Below are 16,356 nucleotides of genomic sequence, written 5' to 3'. Positions count from 1 at the left end.
AGAAGTGATTTGAGGCGCCAATCGTTACATAACCTTTTTTATTTTTTTCGGCACTTCTTTCGTTTGCAAATTAACATCTTCTTTTCGTAGCTCTTTAAAGAGCGAAGCAACCATAAGAACGACTACGATAGAAAATGGTAGTGCTGCGATTATAGCTGCAATTTGTAGTGCATTTAATCCTCCAGCTTGTAATAAAATAGCGGCAATTATCGCGATTGTTAATCCCCATATAAGTTTTAAACTATTTTTCGGTGATAAGCTTCCGTTACTCGTTTGCATTGAAACAACAAATGTTGCCGAGTCGGCAGAAGTAACGAAAAATGTGGCTACTAAAATTAACCCGATAATCGTTAAAAATGTAGAGAATGGTAGATGTGAAATAACAGCAAATAATCCAATCTCTGTACCATTTTTTGCAATTTCATCAGCTATTCCAAGCGATTGGAACATTTCCATATGGATTGCGGTACCACCAAATACTGCAAACCAAAATGTACAGATAAGAGTCGGGACTAATACAACTCCAAAAATAAATTCTTTTATTGTGCGTCCTTTAGAAATACGGGCGATAAATGTACCGACAAATGGAGACCAAGAGATCCACCATCCCCAATAGAAAATAGTCCAGTTTTCAATCCAAGAAGAGGATTTTTCATTAAATGCTCCTAAATTTAATCCCATACTAGGTAAAGCCCCGATATAAGAACCGAGTGTAGAGGTAAAGTATTTCATAATAAATACAGTTGGTCCTAAAAGTAAGAAAGAGACGAGTAAAATACCTGCAAGAGAGAAATTCAAGTTACTCAAATATTTAATCCCACGATCTAAGCCGGTTTGTGCACTTGTTAAATATAAAGCGGCGAAGATAGCTATAAGTACGAGCTGAGTAAGTAAAGTGTTATGAATAGAAGGGAATAAATAGCTTAATCCCCCAGCAATTTGTTGAGCACCAATCCCAACAGATGGTACAATGCCAAATACTGTAGCTAAAACAGCTAAAATATCAACTGTTTTTCCGATACGGGAATTTTTCGATCGATTAAATAATGGAGTAACTGTAGCCCCGATAGTGCTACCTTTTTGTTTGCGGAATGTGAAATATGCAATTGTTAAAGCGACCATTGCGTATAGTGACCACGGAAAGAGTCCCCAGTGGAAAAATGAATATTGCATAGCGAGTTTGGCGCTTTCTTCTGTACCTGCTTTTCCTGTTAATGGATCTGTAAAATGTGAAATCGGTTCAGCGATTCCATAAAAAAGGAGTCCAATTCCCATTCCTGCCCCAAACAACATGGATAGCCAAGATGGATAATTATATTTTGGCTTTTCTCCATCTTTACCAAGACGAATAGAACCGTACTTAGAAAATGCTAAATAAGCAGCCAAAATAATCATTGTAGTCATAAGTAGAGAGTAAAACCATCCAAATTTATTGAGGATAAATGAGTTTAAAGAAGATGTAACACTTTGTAAATCGTAGCCTTGTATCCAACTTGCTGGGGTAATTCCCCATATAATGAATAATGTTGTTAGCAAGAAGGAGATATAAAATACACTGTTTTCTTTTTTTATCATAGAATCCCACCCTTATTTAATAAAGTTAACAATTATAATAATCATAACAATTAAGTTTTTAATTGTCAAAAAATTCCCTTTTTATAATGTGAAAGGATGCAATTTGTTTTAGGGAGGTAAAGAGCAATGTGTTCACGATATGTACAAATTATAGGAAGAAATAATATGAAATATTGCATTTTATATTGTTACATCCAGATTTTATGTTAAATTCTTGAATGGAATATTAAAATAGGGGGCAAGGATATGAACAAGAAATCAAAGATCAATAAAGTGATGCTTAGCATTAGTACAATGGCTTTATCGTTAGGCGCACTTCAAACTCATGCAGCAGCGGAAGAAAAAGTACCGTATAACGTGTTGAAAACGAAACCGGTTGGAATTGAAAAGTCGGTAGATGAAGTTGGACATATTTCAAAAGTTGATGAAACTTTATCATTTCAAGAACGTTTAAAAGTAGGAGATTTTTCACAGCGACCAGCATCTATTACGAAGAAAACTGCAGTAAAGCAAGTTAAAGAAAGCTATTCAATGGCTGATTTAAACAAAATGAATGATCAAGAATTAGTTGAAACGTTAGGCAGTATTAAGTGGCACCAAATTACAGACTTATTCCAGTTTAATGAAGATGCAAAGGCTTTTTATAAAGATAAAGGAAAAATGCAAGTCATTATAGATGAATTAGCTCATAGAGGTAGTACATTTACAAAAGATGATTCAAAAGGAATTCAAACGTTTACTGAAGTGCTGCGTTCAGCTTTTTATCTTGCATTTTATAATAGTGAATTAAGCGACTTAAATGAAAGAAGCTTTCAGGATAAATGTTTACCTGCTTTAAAAGCAATCGCAAACAATCCAAACTTTAAGCTTGGTACAGTTGAACAAGATACAGTCGTATCTGCATACGGTAAATTAATTAGTAATGCTTCAAGCGATGTTGAAACGGTTCAATACGCATCGAATATTTTAAAGCAATACAATGATAATTATACTACTTATGTAAATGATCGAATGAAGGGACAAGCAATATACGATATTATGCAAGGTATTGACTATGATATACAGTCGTACTTAACTGAAGCTCGTAAAGAAGCGAATGAAACGATGTGGTATGGAAAAGTAGATGGGTTTATTAATGAAATAAATCGTATTGCTCTTCTAAATGAAGTAACGCCAGAAAATAAATGGCTCGTTAATAATGGCATTTATTTTGCTAGCCGTTTAGGGAAGTTTCATAGTAATCCAAATAAAGGATTAGAGGTTGTTACACAAGCAATGCATATGTACCCGCGCTTAAGTGAACCGTATTTTGTTGCGGTAGAACAAATTACAACAAATTATAATGGTAAAGATTATAGCGGGAATACAGTAGATTTAGAGAAAATACGTAAAGAAGGAAAAGAGCAATACTTACCAAAAACGTATACATTCGACGATGGATCAATTGTGTTCAAAACAGGAGATAAAGTATCAGAAGAAAAAATTAAGAGACTATATTGGGCTGCGAAGGAAGTAAAGGCACAGTATCACCGTGTAATTGGAAATGACAAAGCGTTAGAGCCAGGAAATGCGGATGATGTATTAACGATCGTAATTTATAATAGTCCAGATGAATATCAGTTAAATAGACAATTGTATGGATATGAAACAAACAACGGTGGAATTTATATTGAAGAGACAGGTACATTCTTTACATATGAGCGTACACCGGAGCAAAGTATTTATAGTTTAGAAGAGTTATTCCGTCATGAATTTACTCATTATCTGCAAGGGAGATATGAAGTTCCTGGTTTATTTGGAAGAGGAGATATGTATCAAAATGAAAGGCTAACTTGGTTCCAGGAAGGAAATGCAGAGTTTTTCGCAGGATCTACTCGTACGAATAACGTTGTACCAAGAAAGAGTATAATTAGCGGATTATCATCTGATCCTGCAAGTCGTTATACAGCAGAGCGTACACTATTTGCTAAATACGGTTCTTGGGATTTCTATAATTACTCGTTTGCATTGCAGTCTTACTTATATACGCATCAGTTTGAAACATTTGATAAAATCCAAGATTTGATTCGTGCGAATGACGTGAAAAATTATGATGCATATCGTGAAAATCTAAGTAAAGATCCTAAGTTAAATAGAGAGTATCAAGAGTATATGCAGCAGTTAATTGATAATCAAGATACATACACTGTACCAGAAGTAGCTGATGATTATTTAGCTGAACATGCAACGAAGTCATTAGCAGCGGTGAAGAACGAAATTAGTGATACATTACCGATGAAAGATGCAAAAATGACAAAACATAGCTCTCAATTCTTTAATACATTTACACTAGAAGGCACATTTACAGGTAATGTAACAAAAGGTGAGTCAGAAGATTGGAAAGCAATGAGCAAAAGAGTAAATGAAGCTCTAGAACAACTGGCACAGAAAGAATGGAGTGGCTATAAAACTGTTACAGCATACTTCGTCAATTATCGTGTGAATAGCTCAAATGAATTTGAATATGATGTAGTCTTCCATGGAATCGCAAAAGATGATGGAGAAAATAAAGCTCCAACGGTTAATATAAATGGTCCCTATAGTGGTCTTGTAAAAGAGGGAATTCAATTTAAAAGTGATGGCTCAAACGATGAAGATGGAAAAATTGTTTCTTATTTATGGGAATTTGGAGATGGAAGCACAAGTGCAGAAGTGAATCCAGTACATGTATATGAAAGAGAAGGTTCTTATAAAGTATCGTTAAGAGTAAAAGATGATAAAGGCAAAGAGAGCAGAAGCGAAACAACTGTTACGATTAAAGATGGAAGTTTAACAGAATCAGAACCAAATAATCGTCCAGAGGAAGCAAATCGTATCGGGCTAAATAGTACGATAAAAGGCAGTCTTATTGGCGGGGACCACACTGATGTTTATACATTTAATGTAGCATCAGCGAAAGATATCGACATTTCTGTTTTAAATGAGTATGGAATTGGGATGACATGGGTACTTCACCATGAATCAGATATGCAAAATTATGCAGCTTACGGTCAAGCCAATGGGAATCATATAGAAGCGAAATTTAATGCAAAACCAGGCAAGTATTACTTGTATGTATATAAATATGATAATGGCGATGGAACGTACTCATTATCAGTAAAGTGAACTTTAATCAGTGGGAGTCTTACTGCCCGTTAACGCGGGGGAAAATAAGTGCTTTTCCAATGTATGTTTAACTTTACTTTTTGTGGAAAATAGTATATTATATAGATATATAATATATCGGTTATTTTCTAGGAGGAGCCTGTCACAATAGGTTTCTCCTGTTCTTTTTTAGAGGCCTGTCTTACAGGTTTTTCTTTAAAAGATAAATAACTGAAAATTAAGAACTATAATCTTTGAAAGAGGTGGGGCATAAACATAACAAAAAAGGGATTGTTTAAGAGAGGGGGATAAGAAATGGTTTTGTTTGGTTATCCACTTGAAACAATTTATTTATACGGATTTATTATTGCTACTATACTCACTGTTATTTATATCTTCTTTGGAGATATATTTGAATCGATATTTAGTTTTGGGGGCGGATCTGTATCCGTTGTTACTTTATTACTTAGTTTCTTCGCCATGTTATGTGGGCTTAGTTATATAGGAGAGTACTTATTTTCCTTTAATAGTATTACTATTTTCGGGGCTGCATTTGCTATATCTTTTATCGGTGTTTTCATCATGAAAATACTAATTTTAAAACCGATTGCAGAAGCAGAACAAAATACCGTACAACGTATGGATGAATTTATCGGTTGCAAAGGAGAAGTCATTACGACAATTCCTACAGAAGGATTTGGTGAAGTATTAATTTCATCCCAATTTGGAAGTAATGCAATCCCAGCTAAAACAGTTGGGAAAAAAGATATTTCGCAAGGAACAGAGGTTATTATCGAGGGAGTCCAAGATGGTGTTTTACTTGTACAAAACATCGCTTATTCTTTAAAGAAACCAAAATTATAAGGGGGAATTTACATGACGATTCCATTAATTATCGGTGGAGTTTTACTGGCAATTTTAATTCTACTCATTTTAGTATTCATTACGAAGTATCGTACGGTTGGTCCAGATGAAGCGTTAATTGTTACAGGGAACTGGCTTGGTGGAGGAAAGAATGTTGTTACCACTGATGATGGAAAGAAGATTAAGATTATCCGCGGGGGCGGTACTTTCGTAGTTCCAATTATGCAAAGAGCAGAACCTTTAAGCCTATTAAACTACAAATTAGAAGTTGGTACACGCGATACGTATACGAAGCAAGGTGTTCCAGTTACAGTAAATGGTGTTTCTATTATTAAAGTAGGTTCTACAATTGAAGAAGTATCTACTGCAGCTGAGCAATATTTAGGAAAAGAAACGGAAGAGTTAAAAGTAGAAGCAAAAGAGGTTTTAGAAGGTCACTTACGTGCAATCTTATCTTCTATGACAGTAGAAGATGCGTATAGTAATAGAGAGCAATTTGCTCAAAAGGTACATGAAGTAGCTTCTACAGATTTAAAGAAGATGGGACTTCGCATTGTTTCTTTCACAATTAAAGAAATAATGGATAAAAACGGATACTTAGATGCGCTTGGTCAGCCGCAAATTGCTACCGTTAAGCGTGATGCAACAATTGCGAACGCAGAGCGTGAAAAAGAAGCACGTATTGAAAAAGCACGTGCTGAGAAAGAAGCAAAAGAAGCTGAATATCAACGTGATGCTCAAATCGCTGAAGCTGAAAAACATAAAGAATTAAAAGTACAATCTTATAAGAGAGAGCAAGAACAAGCTCGAGCAGACGCGGATCTTTCTTACGAATTACAACAAGCGAAAGCACAACAAGGTGTTACAGAAGAGCAAATGCGCGTTAAAATCATTGAGCGTGAAAAGCAAATCGAGTTAGAAGAAAAAGAGATTGCGCGTCGTGAAAAGCAATACGATGCAGAAGTTAAGAAAAAAGCAGATGCAGATCGCTATGCTGTTGAGCAATCAGCGGAAGCAGAAAAAGTAAAACAAATTAAAAAGGCAGATGCGGATCAATATAAGATTGAAGCTGAAGCGAGAGCTCGTGCGGAAGAAGTACGTGTAGAAGGTTTAGCGAAGGCGGAAATCGAAAAAGCGCAAGGTCAAGCAAAAGCGGAAGTACAAAAAGCACAAGGTACGGCGGAAGCAGATGTTATTAGATTAAAAGGTTTAGCAGAAGCAGAAGCGAAACAAAAAATTGCCGAAGCATTTGAATTATATGGTCAAGCAGCAATTATGGATATGGTTCTTAAAATGCTTCCAAGTTATGCGAAGGAAGTTGCAAGTCCGCTTAGTAACATTGATAAAATCACAGTTGTCGATACAGGCGGCGGTGGTAAAAATAGCGGGGCCGGAAAAGTTGCAGGTTATGCGACTGATTTAATGGCAACGATGCAAGAAACGTTAAAAGCTTCTTCTGGAATTGACTTAAAAGAGCTATTAGAAGGATTTGCAGGAAAAGGAGCGGTACAACAATTGTCAAGCGATAAACCTGTTGTATCTGTAGTAGAAGATGAGAAAAAAGAAGTAGAAAAAGATAAAGAATAGTAAGGTGGAAAGAACCTCTAGTAAGTGAAATACTAGAGGTTCTTCCATGAATTATAATATTTCGAATAATATACATTTTTATACATTGTTTTAATTATTTAATTTATATAGAATGAAAAAGATATGTATCGATTCTTTATGATGTAGAAAAAATAGAGAGTCTCATCGATGCATTTAAATCGTATTATTTTTATAGAAAGATTAAATGTTAATTAATTACATTTAAAACGGCATGGAGGGGTAGAAGTATGTTTCAAGGGAAATTAAGGAGTAGTAGTTTAAAAACAAAGTTACTTGTATCATTTATTATTATTTTAATTCTTCCAAGTATTGTAATTGGTTGGACGTCTTATCAACAGGCGAAGACGAATTTTAATGAAACGATTTTAAACTCGGCTAAAGATAATATAAAAATTTTGGATAATGTAATTAATAAAGAATTGGATAGTAAAAAAGTAGATGCAACTTATTTTACGAAATTATTCACACAATCAAGTTACCAAGCAGATCAAATTCAAAACATACAAAATAAACTAGAAGAATACAATAAACTGCATCCAGAAATGGAAGCAATCTATACAGGATCTAGTAATGGACAGTTCATTCAATCACCAGCTATTCAGATGCCAGATGGATATAACCCTACAGAAAGAGATTGGTATAAAGAGGCTGTGAAGAAAAGCGGAGAAGTAATTGTAACTCCTCCATATAAGTCAAAAACGACAGGGAATATTGTTATTACACTAGCAAAACAAAACGAGGATAAAAGTGGCGTTCTTGGGATTGACTTAATCATTAATGATATTGTTACTACTTCCAAGATGGTTAATATCGGTAAGGAAGGGTATGTAGCAATATTTGATCAAGATAAAAATGTAGTAGCGCACCCGACACTGAAGCCAGGAGAGAAATTAGAAGAGAAACTTAGTAAAGAATTGTATAAACAGGAAGCTGGGGATGTTCATTATTCATTAGATGGTGAAGATCGCAATATCACTTTTAAAACGAATAAGAAAACTGGATGGAAAATAGCAGGAATTATGCCTTCCAAAGAAATTATCCAAGCGGCTGAACCTATTTTCTATAAAACAATAACTGTTCTTGGAATTTCACTAATAATCGGTGGGATTGTAATTTACTTCATAATTGCGTCTATTATTAAACCGTTAAAACAACTTGTCATATCATCGAAGAAGATTAGTGAAGGTGATTTAACAGAATCAATTACAGTTCATTCTAAAGATGAAATTGGACAGCTAGGAGAAAGTTTTAACGAGATGGCTGCATCGTTACAAAGTGTCATTTCCAATATAAACACTTCAGCAAGTCATGTAGCGGCATCTTCAGAAGAATTAACAGCTAGTATGAAGCAGACAAGCGAAGCAACGGAACAAATTACACAGGCGATAGAGCAAGTATCAAGTAGTGCAGAAATACAAACGAAAGAAGTTGAAGAAGGAGCAACATTGTTAGAAGAAGTTACAGAAGGAATTCAGCGTGTTGCAGATAGTTCTTCATTAGTATCTACAGCCTCTATGTATACGAAGAAAAAAGCTGAAAATGGTGGGAAGTTAGTTGAACAAACAGTGAATCAAATGCAATTAATTCATGAGTCTGTTTCACAGTCAGACAAAATCATTGGTTTATTAGACGATAAGTCGAAACAAATTGGAGCAATCCTCGAAGTGATTCAACATATTGCAGAACAGACAAATTTATTAGCGTTAAATGCGGCAATTGAGGCTGCGAGAGCTGGAGAGCAAGGAAGAGGATTTGCAATTGTAGCAGATGAAGTGCGAAAACTAGCAGAACAATCAGGACAGTCTTCTACGGAAATTGGGAAACTAGTGAAAGAGATTCAATTTGATATAAAAGAAACAGTAAGCTCTATGAATCAAGTTGGAACAGAAGTACAATCAGGACTTGTAGTTGCAAATGAAACGAAGCAAAGCTTTGCCGAAATATTGAAGTCTACAAATGATACAGTTGTACAAATTGATAGCATGGTAGATGTAGCAAAACAAATGACGGTAGATGCAAAGCAAGTAAGTGCATCTATTAATGAAATTGCAGCTACGATTGAAGAAAATGCAGCAAGTGTTCAAAATATTGCTGGTTCCTCTGAGGAACAATTAGCTTCAGTAGATGAAATAAATGCAGCAGCAGTCCATTTATCACAAATGGCAGAAGAATTACAAGAGATGATTAGTAAGTTTAAAGTATAATAACAAATATTAAGAAACGAGGTAATAATTTTACTTCGTTTCTTTTTTTATGAAGAGAAAAAGAAAGAGATATAGAGTAACCGTGTTATGATTAAGTATAATTAAAGAGACTGTATATTCTTTAAATTCCATCTTTAATCATGTTAGGGGAATGGTTTTGAAATTTAAAAAATTAAAACTCCAACCGAGAATTACATTAACTATAAGTACACTTATTTTAGTTGTACTTATGCTAACGAGTTATTTATTTTATTACATATTATCTGAAACGGTAGAAGAGCAAATTGGGAAACGAGCTTTGCATGTTGCGAAAACAGTTGCTGCTATACCTGAAATAAAGGAAGCTTTTCAAAAAGAAAACCCAGCTTCTATCATTCAGCCGATTGCAGAAAGAATTCGAATGGATACAGAGGCTGACTTCATTGTAGTTGGAAATAAAGAGGGGATTCGATATGCGCATCCTGAGCGAGATAAAATAGGAGAAGCGATGATTGGTGGAGATAACAAAGGTGTTTTATTAGAAGGAAAATCATATGTTTCGAAAGCAACTGGATCATTAGGCCCTTCATTACGTGGAAAAGTTCCAATCCGTAATCAGGAAAATGAAATCATTGGTGTGGTGTCTGTTGGATTTTCAATGGATGATATTCATGGAGCGGTAGAGGTGTATGGAAAGCGTGTATTTTGGATTACAATAATAGGGCTATTAATTGGAGTAATCGGCTCTATATATTTAGCGGCAAGTATAAAAAGAATGATGTTCGGTATGGAACCAGAAGAAATTTCATCTTTATATGAAGAGCATAGTACAGTGATTCAATCTGTACGTGAAGGGATTATTGTAATCGATAAAAATGGCATGATTAGTTTAGTCAATCAAGCAGCCTATGATATTCTTTCGCTAGATAAACAACAAAATATTATTGGGGAATTTATTTTAAATGTAATTCCTAATTCAACGATACTAGATGTACTTCAAACTGGTGAAGAACAGTTTGATCGCCAATTAAATATAAAAGGACAGGCTGTTATTGCGAACCGTCTACCTATTAAAGTAAAGAATAAAGTAACTGGCGTTGTATCGAGCTTACGTTTGAAATCTGAAATGGATCAGTTAACAGCAGAATTATCTCAGACGAAGCAATATACAGAGGCATTACGAGCGCAAACGCACGAATATAACAATTTATTGTATACGCTTTCAGGTCTTATCCAATTAGAATCATACGAAGATGCTTTAGAGCTTATTCATAAGGAAACAGCGGTATATCAAGATTTTGTTCAATTTATTATGAAGCGGATTCAAAATCCATGGCTAGGTGGAATTTTAATTGGATTTTATAATAGAGCACGAGAGTTGAAGATTGATTTTATGCTAGATAGAGAAAGTGGTTTAGACAAAGTAAGTCCACATATTGAGAGTAATTATGTCGTTTCTATTTTAGGGAATTTAATTACGAATGCATTTGAAGCAATTGAAAAAAATGAAGAGAATGATAAGAAAGTAAGGATGTTTGTAACTGATATTGGAGAAGAAATATTAATTGAAGTGGAAGATTCAGGGCAAGGGATTCATGATGAAATAATTACTAGCATATTCTATAAAGGCTTTTCGACGAAAGAAGGAGGAGAGCGAGGATATGGATTAGCAAAAGTGAAAGAGTTAGTAGAAGATTTAAATGGAAGTATTGCAATTGAAAAAGGGGATTTAGGTGGTGCGTTATTTATTATTGCACTACCGAAAGAGAGAGGCGAATAGTAATGGGTGAGGAGATTGAAGTATTAATTGTAGAAGATGATATTCGGATTGCTGACATTCATCGTCGTTTTACTGAAAAAATTGAGGGATTTAAAGTAATTGGAACGGCAACGACTGGAGAACAAGCGAAAGAATGGCTAGAGCTTGTGAAGCCACAGCTCGTGTTATTAGATGTGTACTTACCTGATATGCAAGGAACGGAACTTGTCACATATATTAGGAATCATTTGCACGATACAGATATCATTATGATTACAGCGGCATCGGAAACAGATGTAGTGAGGCACGCCCTGCGGGGCGGAGTAACAGATTATATCGTAAAGCCACTAATGTTTGATCGATTTAAAGCAAGTCTAGAAGGCTATCAAAAAAAGATTATACAGTTAAAGAAGAACAATCAATTATCTACGGAACAAATTGAATATTTATGGTCTCAAAGAGGCGTGAAGGGAGATCAAATAGAATATGCCCCGAAAGGGATAGATCCTTATACTTTAGCGAAAGTAAAAAAGCATATGTTAACAGTTAATGAAGAAGGGATTACAGCAGAAATGTTAAGCTCAATGATTGGAGTAAGCCGATCAACGGCAAGGCGCTATTTAGAGTATTTGATATCTGGGAAGAAAGTCCACGCAGAGCTAATATATGGAAGTGTTGGGAGACCGGAGAGGCGTTATTTTCTTACTTCTTCATAATAAAAAACAGTAGAGGATTTTATTTCTTCTACTGTTTTTTTGCATCTTATATTGGAATAATCCCAATTACAATACCGGTAATTAACATAACCATTGTCGTTCCAACGGCCCACAATAAAGTGAAGCGTTGATGTTCACCGAAATCAACTTTGGCCATTCCGACCAATAAATAAGTGGAAGCGACAAGAGGACTTAATAAGTGAATGGGTTGCCCAAGTAAGGAAGCGCGTCCCATTTCAGCTGCACTAATTCCGTAAGTAGCAGCAGCCTTCGTTAAAATAGGCAATACCCCAAAGTAAAATGCATCATTGGACATGAAAAATGTGAATGGCATACTGAGAAGTGCTGTAATAATTGGCAATTGTGGTCCAAGTGCATCTGGTATAAGAGTTACTACACTGTTAGCCATTGCATCTACCATTTTTGTTCCAGATAAAATACCAGTGAAAATACCGGCAGCAAATACGAGAGAAACAACTGCTAATACATTCCCTGCATGAGAAGCAATACGTTCTTTCTGTTGCTCTAAGTTTGGATAGTTAATCATAACAGCGATAGCAAAAGCGATTGTAAATAAAACAGGTAACGGCATAACTTCTAGTATGAGACAGACAAGTAATGTAGCGGTTAATAAAAAGTTAATCCATAGAAGTTTAGGACGTTTATGCACTGCGGCTTCAACAGTTGCAGCTTGCTCATCCATTGTTTGCATTTGTTTTAAATACTGTACATCCATAATTCCTAAACGTTTTCTTTCTTTTTTTCCAAGATAGTAGGCAACGAAAACAACCCAAATTGCACCAGCAATCATTCCTGGAATAAGAGGTGTAAATAATTCGGAAGCCTCAAGTCCAAGAGCGCTCATAACACGAGCTGTGGGTCCACCCCAAGGTGTAAGATTTGTTACCCCCGCCCCTAACATAACAACTCCAGCTAATATGAGGGGGTTCATTCCAAGGCGCTTATATAGTGGATACATTGCGGAAACTGTAATCATGTATGTTGTTGTACCGTCACCATCTAGAGAAACGATAATAGTCAATATAGCCGTTCCGATAACGATTTTTAAAGGATCTCCTTTTACAAATTTTAAAATCTTACTAATGACAGGATCGAATAAACCGCTATCAATCATAATCCCAAAATATAAAATAGCGAACATAAGCATAATACCAGTAGGTGCTAACTTTTGAATCCCCTCTAACATCATAGGCCCCATATTGGCATAGAATCCGCCAATTAATGCAAAAACACTCGGAATTAATATTAATGCTACTAGCGCTGACATACGTTTCGTCATAATTAAAAACATAAAGACAAATACCATCGCAAATCCAAGTAGTGCTAACATGTAATTTCCCCCTCAAAAGAATGATTGCGCTTTCAAAATAGAATAAAAATTCAGAAAAAGGTTTTTTATTTATAATAAAAGCATCTATTCAAATGGTAAATAATTTGAAAAATAACATCATTAGAAGCATAATTTTTATTTTGTTCATTTTGTTCACGGTAGTTAATTTGAATTTTTAAAAAGTAAGCTGCTCCTCGTAAGAATGGTAGAATAAGATGAAAATAGTGAAGTGTGAAATAGGGAGTAGATGTTATATGAAAACGAGAATTGAAGAGATTTATAGCTCTTATGAAGGAAAAGTAGAGGAGATTTTTATTAATGAATCTTCTTACGTATATGAATGGGAAAAATTACTGATGATCCGAAAAAATGACGGTGAGCTTAAAAAAATCGCAGTCGGGATTAGTGGAAATATAAGGTTGGTAAATGTAGAAGTTGGACAGGAAATTAGTGCGGATACATTATTAGTTAAGTTAGAAGATGATTTGTTAATTACAGGTTGCGAGTGATGAGAGATGTGTAGAAATAACTACACATCTTTGTTTGTTTCCTATATTACAAAAAGCACATTGTTTTTTCACAAATATCACACAACCTTTTGGTATTCTTTTCGTGGAGTATACGGTTTCTAGGGAGGAATATTGATGAAAGTAAAATATGTCGTACTTGCTATATGTTTATGTTTCGTATTTACGGTAGTCGGGTGTGGAAAAAAGGAAACAGCAGCTGTTGCCATTGATGAGAAACATGATAAATGTGATATTTGCCAAATTGGGGTAACAGATAATCAATTTGCAACAGAAATTATTTTAGAAAATGGAAAAGCGTTAAAGTTTGATGATATCGGTTGTATGTATAAATGGATGGAGATTAACTCAGATGAAAAGACGAAAGAGAAATTTGTCCGAGATTATGATTCGAAAGATTGGATTTTGTTAGAAGACGCTACTTACGTATATGATAAAACAATAACGACACCGATGGCTTATAATGTCATTTCATTTAAAAATAAAAAAGATGCAGAGAGCTTTGTATCTAACTATAAGGGGAAAGTTCTTTCGTATAAAGAGCTAGCAGAGCATAAATGGGAAATGAATAAAGAGATGATGGGGAAACCGAAAGCAGGAAATCATGGTGGACATCATTAATAATAGAAAAAGACAACTATATAGTTGTCTTTTTCTATTATTACTCAGGTGCAAATATAGAAAAGGTGTAAAATTTTTAGAAGAACGGTTACAATGGAATATAGTAACCTAAAGCAATCATTTATCCCGCATTAACGGGCAGTAAGATCTCCACCTCAAAATTTAGTGAAAGCAAAGAAGTTAGGTGGAGTCGGGCTGCCCGTAAAAGCCCGACTGGTGTGGGCTAATAATTAGTGGTGGATGAACAAAACCCCCACTAATTAAAGTTTCACTTTATGTACTTTTTAGAAATGTATACAAATGCGGTAAAAACGTGCTAAACTAATTGCTTCATAATGTTAATGATGGGGCCATCAGGCGTATCATTTCAATAGGTTGAGAAACATAGTATAAGCTTAAGATAATCCGTTTAAAGAAGGAATCTAAAGGGCTTATGGATAAATGTACTCAAGAAGAGTTATTGTATGTGATGGAGGAATGGTTAAGAAAACATTATCTTTCATAGGAGCTGTAGTTGTGAGAAAACAAAAAATTTTATTATGTATTTTATTAGGACTTTTAATGACGGTAGTGGCTTGCGATAAGCAAGAAGAACCAGAATCGAGACCGGTTCATGTGAAAAATGAAAAGAAAAAAGAGAAGCATAAAGAACAGGAAGAATCTAAAGAAGAGAAAAGTATAAATTTAATGGACAAACAGTTGTTACTTTCAGCTACTCTTGGAGACACAGAGACAACTATGAAGTTGATTCAGGATGGAGCGAATATAAACGTAGAAGGTGACAACGGAGAAACGCCTGTCCTTGCAGCGACGTACCAAAATCATGTAGAGACAGTTAAAGCATTAATTGGTGCAGGTGCTAATATTGAAATTAAAGATGAGAAAAAAAGTAATCCACTTCTTTATGCAAGTAGAGAAGGATATACGGATATTGTAAAAGTATTAATTAATGCAGGAGTTAATACGAAAGAAACGACTAGGTCAGGTGGGACAGCACTTATTTCTGCATCTGAGCGTGGCCATGTAGAGGTTGTTAAAGAATTATTAGAGCATACAGATATTGATGTGAATTATAAAAATGAACGTGGTGGAACAGCGCTATTAGAAGCCATTGTATTAGGAAATGGTAGTGAAAACCATAAGAAAGTAATTCAATTGCTTATTGATCACGGTGCAGATGTAAATATGGCTAACAAGGAACATCTGACGCCACTGCAATACGCTGAAAAAAGAGGTTTTAAAGATATTGTAAATATGTTGAGGGTAGCTGGAGCGAATGAAGTAGTACAGCCACAACAAACAGTAGAGTAAAAAACGAAAAATAATCCCATTTAGATAGACAGAATGAAGAAATCAGTTAGTATGATGGATTCAGTAATGTGTATTTGAATGGGATTTTTGTTTTGAACATGAAAAATAGATTATGAATGGATGGTAAATGGAGTAAATAAGGAGGAAGCCTTATTTTGCAATTGTAAAAAATGAAAAGGTAGTTTCTGTTTGTTGCAGTGCAAGAAGTACGCCCGTAGCTGCTGAGGCAAGTGTGGAAACTTTAGCGGAGTTTGAAGGGACCGGATATGGTACTGATGTTGTTACAGCCTGGGCTATATCAATACAAGAGGAAAGGCGCATTCCACTTTATAGTACTGCTTGGGATAACTTTGCTTTGCAAGCAGTGGTAAGCAAACTAAAAATCATTAACTATGGAATGAATTTACATATTGATTGAATTTTAAGTATTGTTTCGTTCTGATTTTTATATTTAAATATATAGATTAATGTAAATGGTGATGTGGTGAATATTAACATTCGATTAACACCTAATTAACAATCTATCAAAACTGACTTAATAAATGCGTAATATAGTAAAGGTAACAAAATAACTAGGGTAGAGAACATTTGAGAACACCCACTTACATATAATATGCCACTTTCTTAGGTGTGCTCTATTCCCTAGAGTTCAAATAAGGAGAAAGGCGTTCTATGTAAGTAGGTGTTTTTAGTTTGGATAAAAATAGAACAGTTAGGT

Annotated in this window: 11 protein-coding genes and 2 pseudogenes; 11 read left to right on the top strand and 2 right to left on the bottom strand. The window is 34.9% G+C overall.

From position 1 onward, the window contains the following. Nucleotides 1-24: 24 nt before the first annotated feature. Nucleotides 25-1,575: a glycine betaine transporter OpuD gene (opuD, locus tag MR143_RS16530; protein WP_000591571.1), complete on the bottom strand. Its 1,551-nt coding sequence runs from the start codon at nt 1,573-1,575 to the stop codon at nt 25-27. A gap of 246 nt (nt 1,576-1,821) precedes the next feature. On the opposite strand from opuD, the gene colA reads away from it, so the two are divergent. The 7 genes and pseudogenes from colA to MR143_RS16500 all read left to right on the top strand — a co-directional run bounded on the left by colA (nt 1,822) and on the right by MR143_RS16500 (nt 11,828). After that, nucleotides 1,822-4,719, top strand: coding sequence for a collagenase ColA (gene colA, locus MR143_RS16525; RefSeq protein WP_199718275.1), 2,898 nt, complete (start codon nt 1,822-1,824; stop codon nt 4,717-4,719). A gap of 294 nt (nt 4,720-5,013) precedes the next feature. Beyond that, entirely contained in the window at nt 5,014-5,562 is a 549-nt protein-coding gene (locus MR143_RS16520) for an NfeD family protein (RefSeq protein ID WP_000242447.1), read from the top strand. Between the two features lie 12 nt (nt 5,563-5,574). Then, nucleotides 5,575-7,149, top strand: a complete 1,575-nt coding sequence (locus MR143_RS16515) for a flotillin family protein (RefSeq protein ID WP_000155019.1) — start codon at nt 5,575-5,577, stop codon at nt 7,147-7,149. Between the two features lie 248 nt (nt 7,150-7,397). Continuing rightward, a pseudogene (locus MR143_RS33460) lies at nt 7,398-8,432 on the top strand (HAMP domain-containing protein); the annotation flags it as partial. After that, nucleotides 8,427-9,374, top strand: coding sequence for a methyl-accepting chemotaxis protein (locus MR143_RS33455; protein WP_374058655.1), 948 nt, complete (start codon nt 8,427-8,429; stop codon nt 9,372-9,374). The pseudogene MR143_RS33460 and the gene MR143_RS33455, both read left to right, overlap by 6 nt. Before the next feature lie 151 nt (nt 9,375-9,525). Continuing rightward, nucleotides 9,526-11,133 carry an ATP-binding protein gene (locus MR143_RS16505; protein WP_074594042.1) on the top strand — a complete coding sequence of 536 codons (1,608 nt, stop codon included), beginning with the start codon at nt 9,526-9,528 and terminating at the stop codon, nt 11,131-11,133. Nucleotides 11,134-11,135: 2 nt separating this feature from the next. Then, the gene (locus MR143_RS16500; RefSeq protein ID WP_046946723.1) at nt 11,136-11,828 is read left to right on the top strand and encodes a response regulator; all 693 of its coding nucleotides are present in this window, start codon (nt 11,136-11,138) and stop codon (nt 11,826-11,828) included. 46 nt (nt 11,829-11,874) lie between these two features. On the opposite strand, the gene MR143_RS16495 is transcribed toward MR143_RS16500, so the two are convergent. Then, nucleotides 11,875-13,179, bottom strand: coding sequence for a CitMHS family transporter (locus tag MR143_RS16495; RefSeq protein WP_000880465.1), 1,305 nt, complete (start codon nt 13,177-13,179; stop codon nt 11,875-11,877). Nucleotides 13,180-13,433: 254 nt separating this feature from the next. On the opposite strand from MR143_RS16495, the gene MR143_RS16490 reads away from it, so the two are divergent. The 4 genes and pseudogenes from MR143_RS16490 to MR143_RS16475 form a co-directional block, all read left to right on the top strand. Then, nucleotides 13,434-13,688 carry a hypothetical protein gene (locus MR143_RS16490; protein ID WP_000857376.1) on the top strand — a complete coding sequence of 85 codons (255 nt, stop codon included), beginning with the start codon at nt 13,434-13,436 and terminating at the stop codon, nt 13,686-13,688. A 135-nt stretch (nt 13,689-13,823) separates the two neighbouring features. Continuing rightward, nucleotides 13,824-14,327 (top strand): nitrous oxide reductase accessory protein NosL, encoded by a 504-nt coding sequence (locus MR143_RS16485; protein WP_000865664.1) that lies wholly within the window; start codon nt 13,824-13,826, stop codon nt 14,325-14,327. 441 nt (nt 14,328-14,768) lie between these two features. Beyond that, a complete protein-coding gene (locus tag MR143_RS16480; RefSeq protein ID WP_000287344.1) occupies nt 14,769-15,638 on the top strand; it encodes an ankyrin repeat domain-containing protein in 870 nt (289 codons plus the stop codon). A gap of 142 nt (nt 15,639-15,780) precedes the next feature. Continuing rightward, nucleotides 15,781-16,056: pseudogene (locus tag MR143_RS16475) on the top strand (GNAT family N-acetyltransferase); the annotation flags it as partial. Nucleotides 16,057-16,356 lie beyond the last annotated feature (300 nt).

The organism is Bacillus cereus group sp. BfR-BA-01347, assembly GCF_022663835.1.
Lineage (GTDB): Bacteria > Bacillota > Bacilli > Bacillales > Bacillaceae_G > Bacillus_A > Bacillus_A thuringiensis_K.
The sequence above is the reverse complement of the archived record's forward strand: the minus strand, read 5'-3'. Positions and strand labels throughout refer to the sequence as shown.

Coding starts and splice junctions, on each gene's coding strand:
- MR143_RS16490 (WP_000857376.1), top strand. CDS start 13,434: ATGAAAACGAGAATTGAAGAGATTTATAGCTCTTATGAAGGAAAAGTA.
- MR143_RS16520 (WP_000242447.1), top strand. CDS start 5,014: ATGGTTTTGTTTGGTTATCCACTTGAAACAATTTATTTATACGGATTT.
- MR143_RS16495 (WP_000880465.1), bottom strand. CDS start 13,179: ATGTTAGCACTACTTGGATTTGCGATGGTATTTGTCTTTATGTTTTTA.
- MR143_RS16505 (WP_074594042.1), top strand. CDS start 9,526: ATGGTTTTGAAATTTAAAAAATTAAAACTCCAACCGAGAATTACATTA.
- MR143_RS16500 (WP_046946723.1), top strand. CDS start 11,136: ATGGGTGAGGAGATTGAAGTATTAATTGTAGAAGATGATATTCGGATT.
- colA (WP_199718275.1), top strand. CDS start 1,822: ATGAACAAGAAATCAAAGATCAATAAAGTGATGCTTAGCATTAGTACA.
- opuD (WP_000591571.1), bottom strand. CDS start 1,575: ATGATAAAAAAAGAAAACAGTGTATTTTATATCTCCTTCTTGCTAACA.
- MR143_RS16515 (WP_000155019.1), top strand. CDS start 5,575: ATGACGATTCCATTAATTATCGGTGGAGTTTTACTGGCAATTTTAATT.
- MR143_RS33455 (WP_374058655.1), top strand. CDS start 8,427: ATGGCTGCATCGTTACAAAGTGTCATTTCCAATATAAACACTTCAGCA.
- MR143_RS16480 (WP_000287344.1), top strand. CDS start 14,769: ATGTACTCAAGAAGAGTTATTGTATGTGATGGAGGAATGGTTAAGAAA.
- MR143_RS16485 (WP_000865664.1), top strand. CDS start 13,824: ATGAAAGTAAAATATGTCGTACTTGCTATATGTTTATGTTTCGTATTT.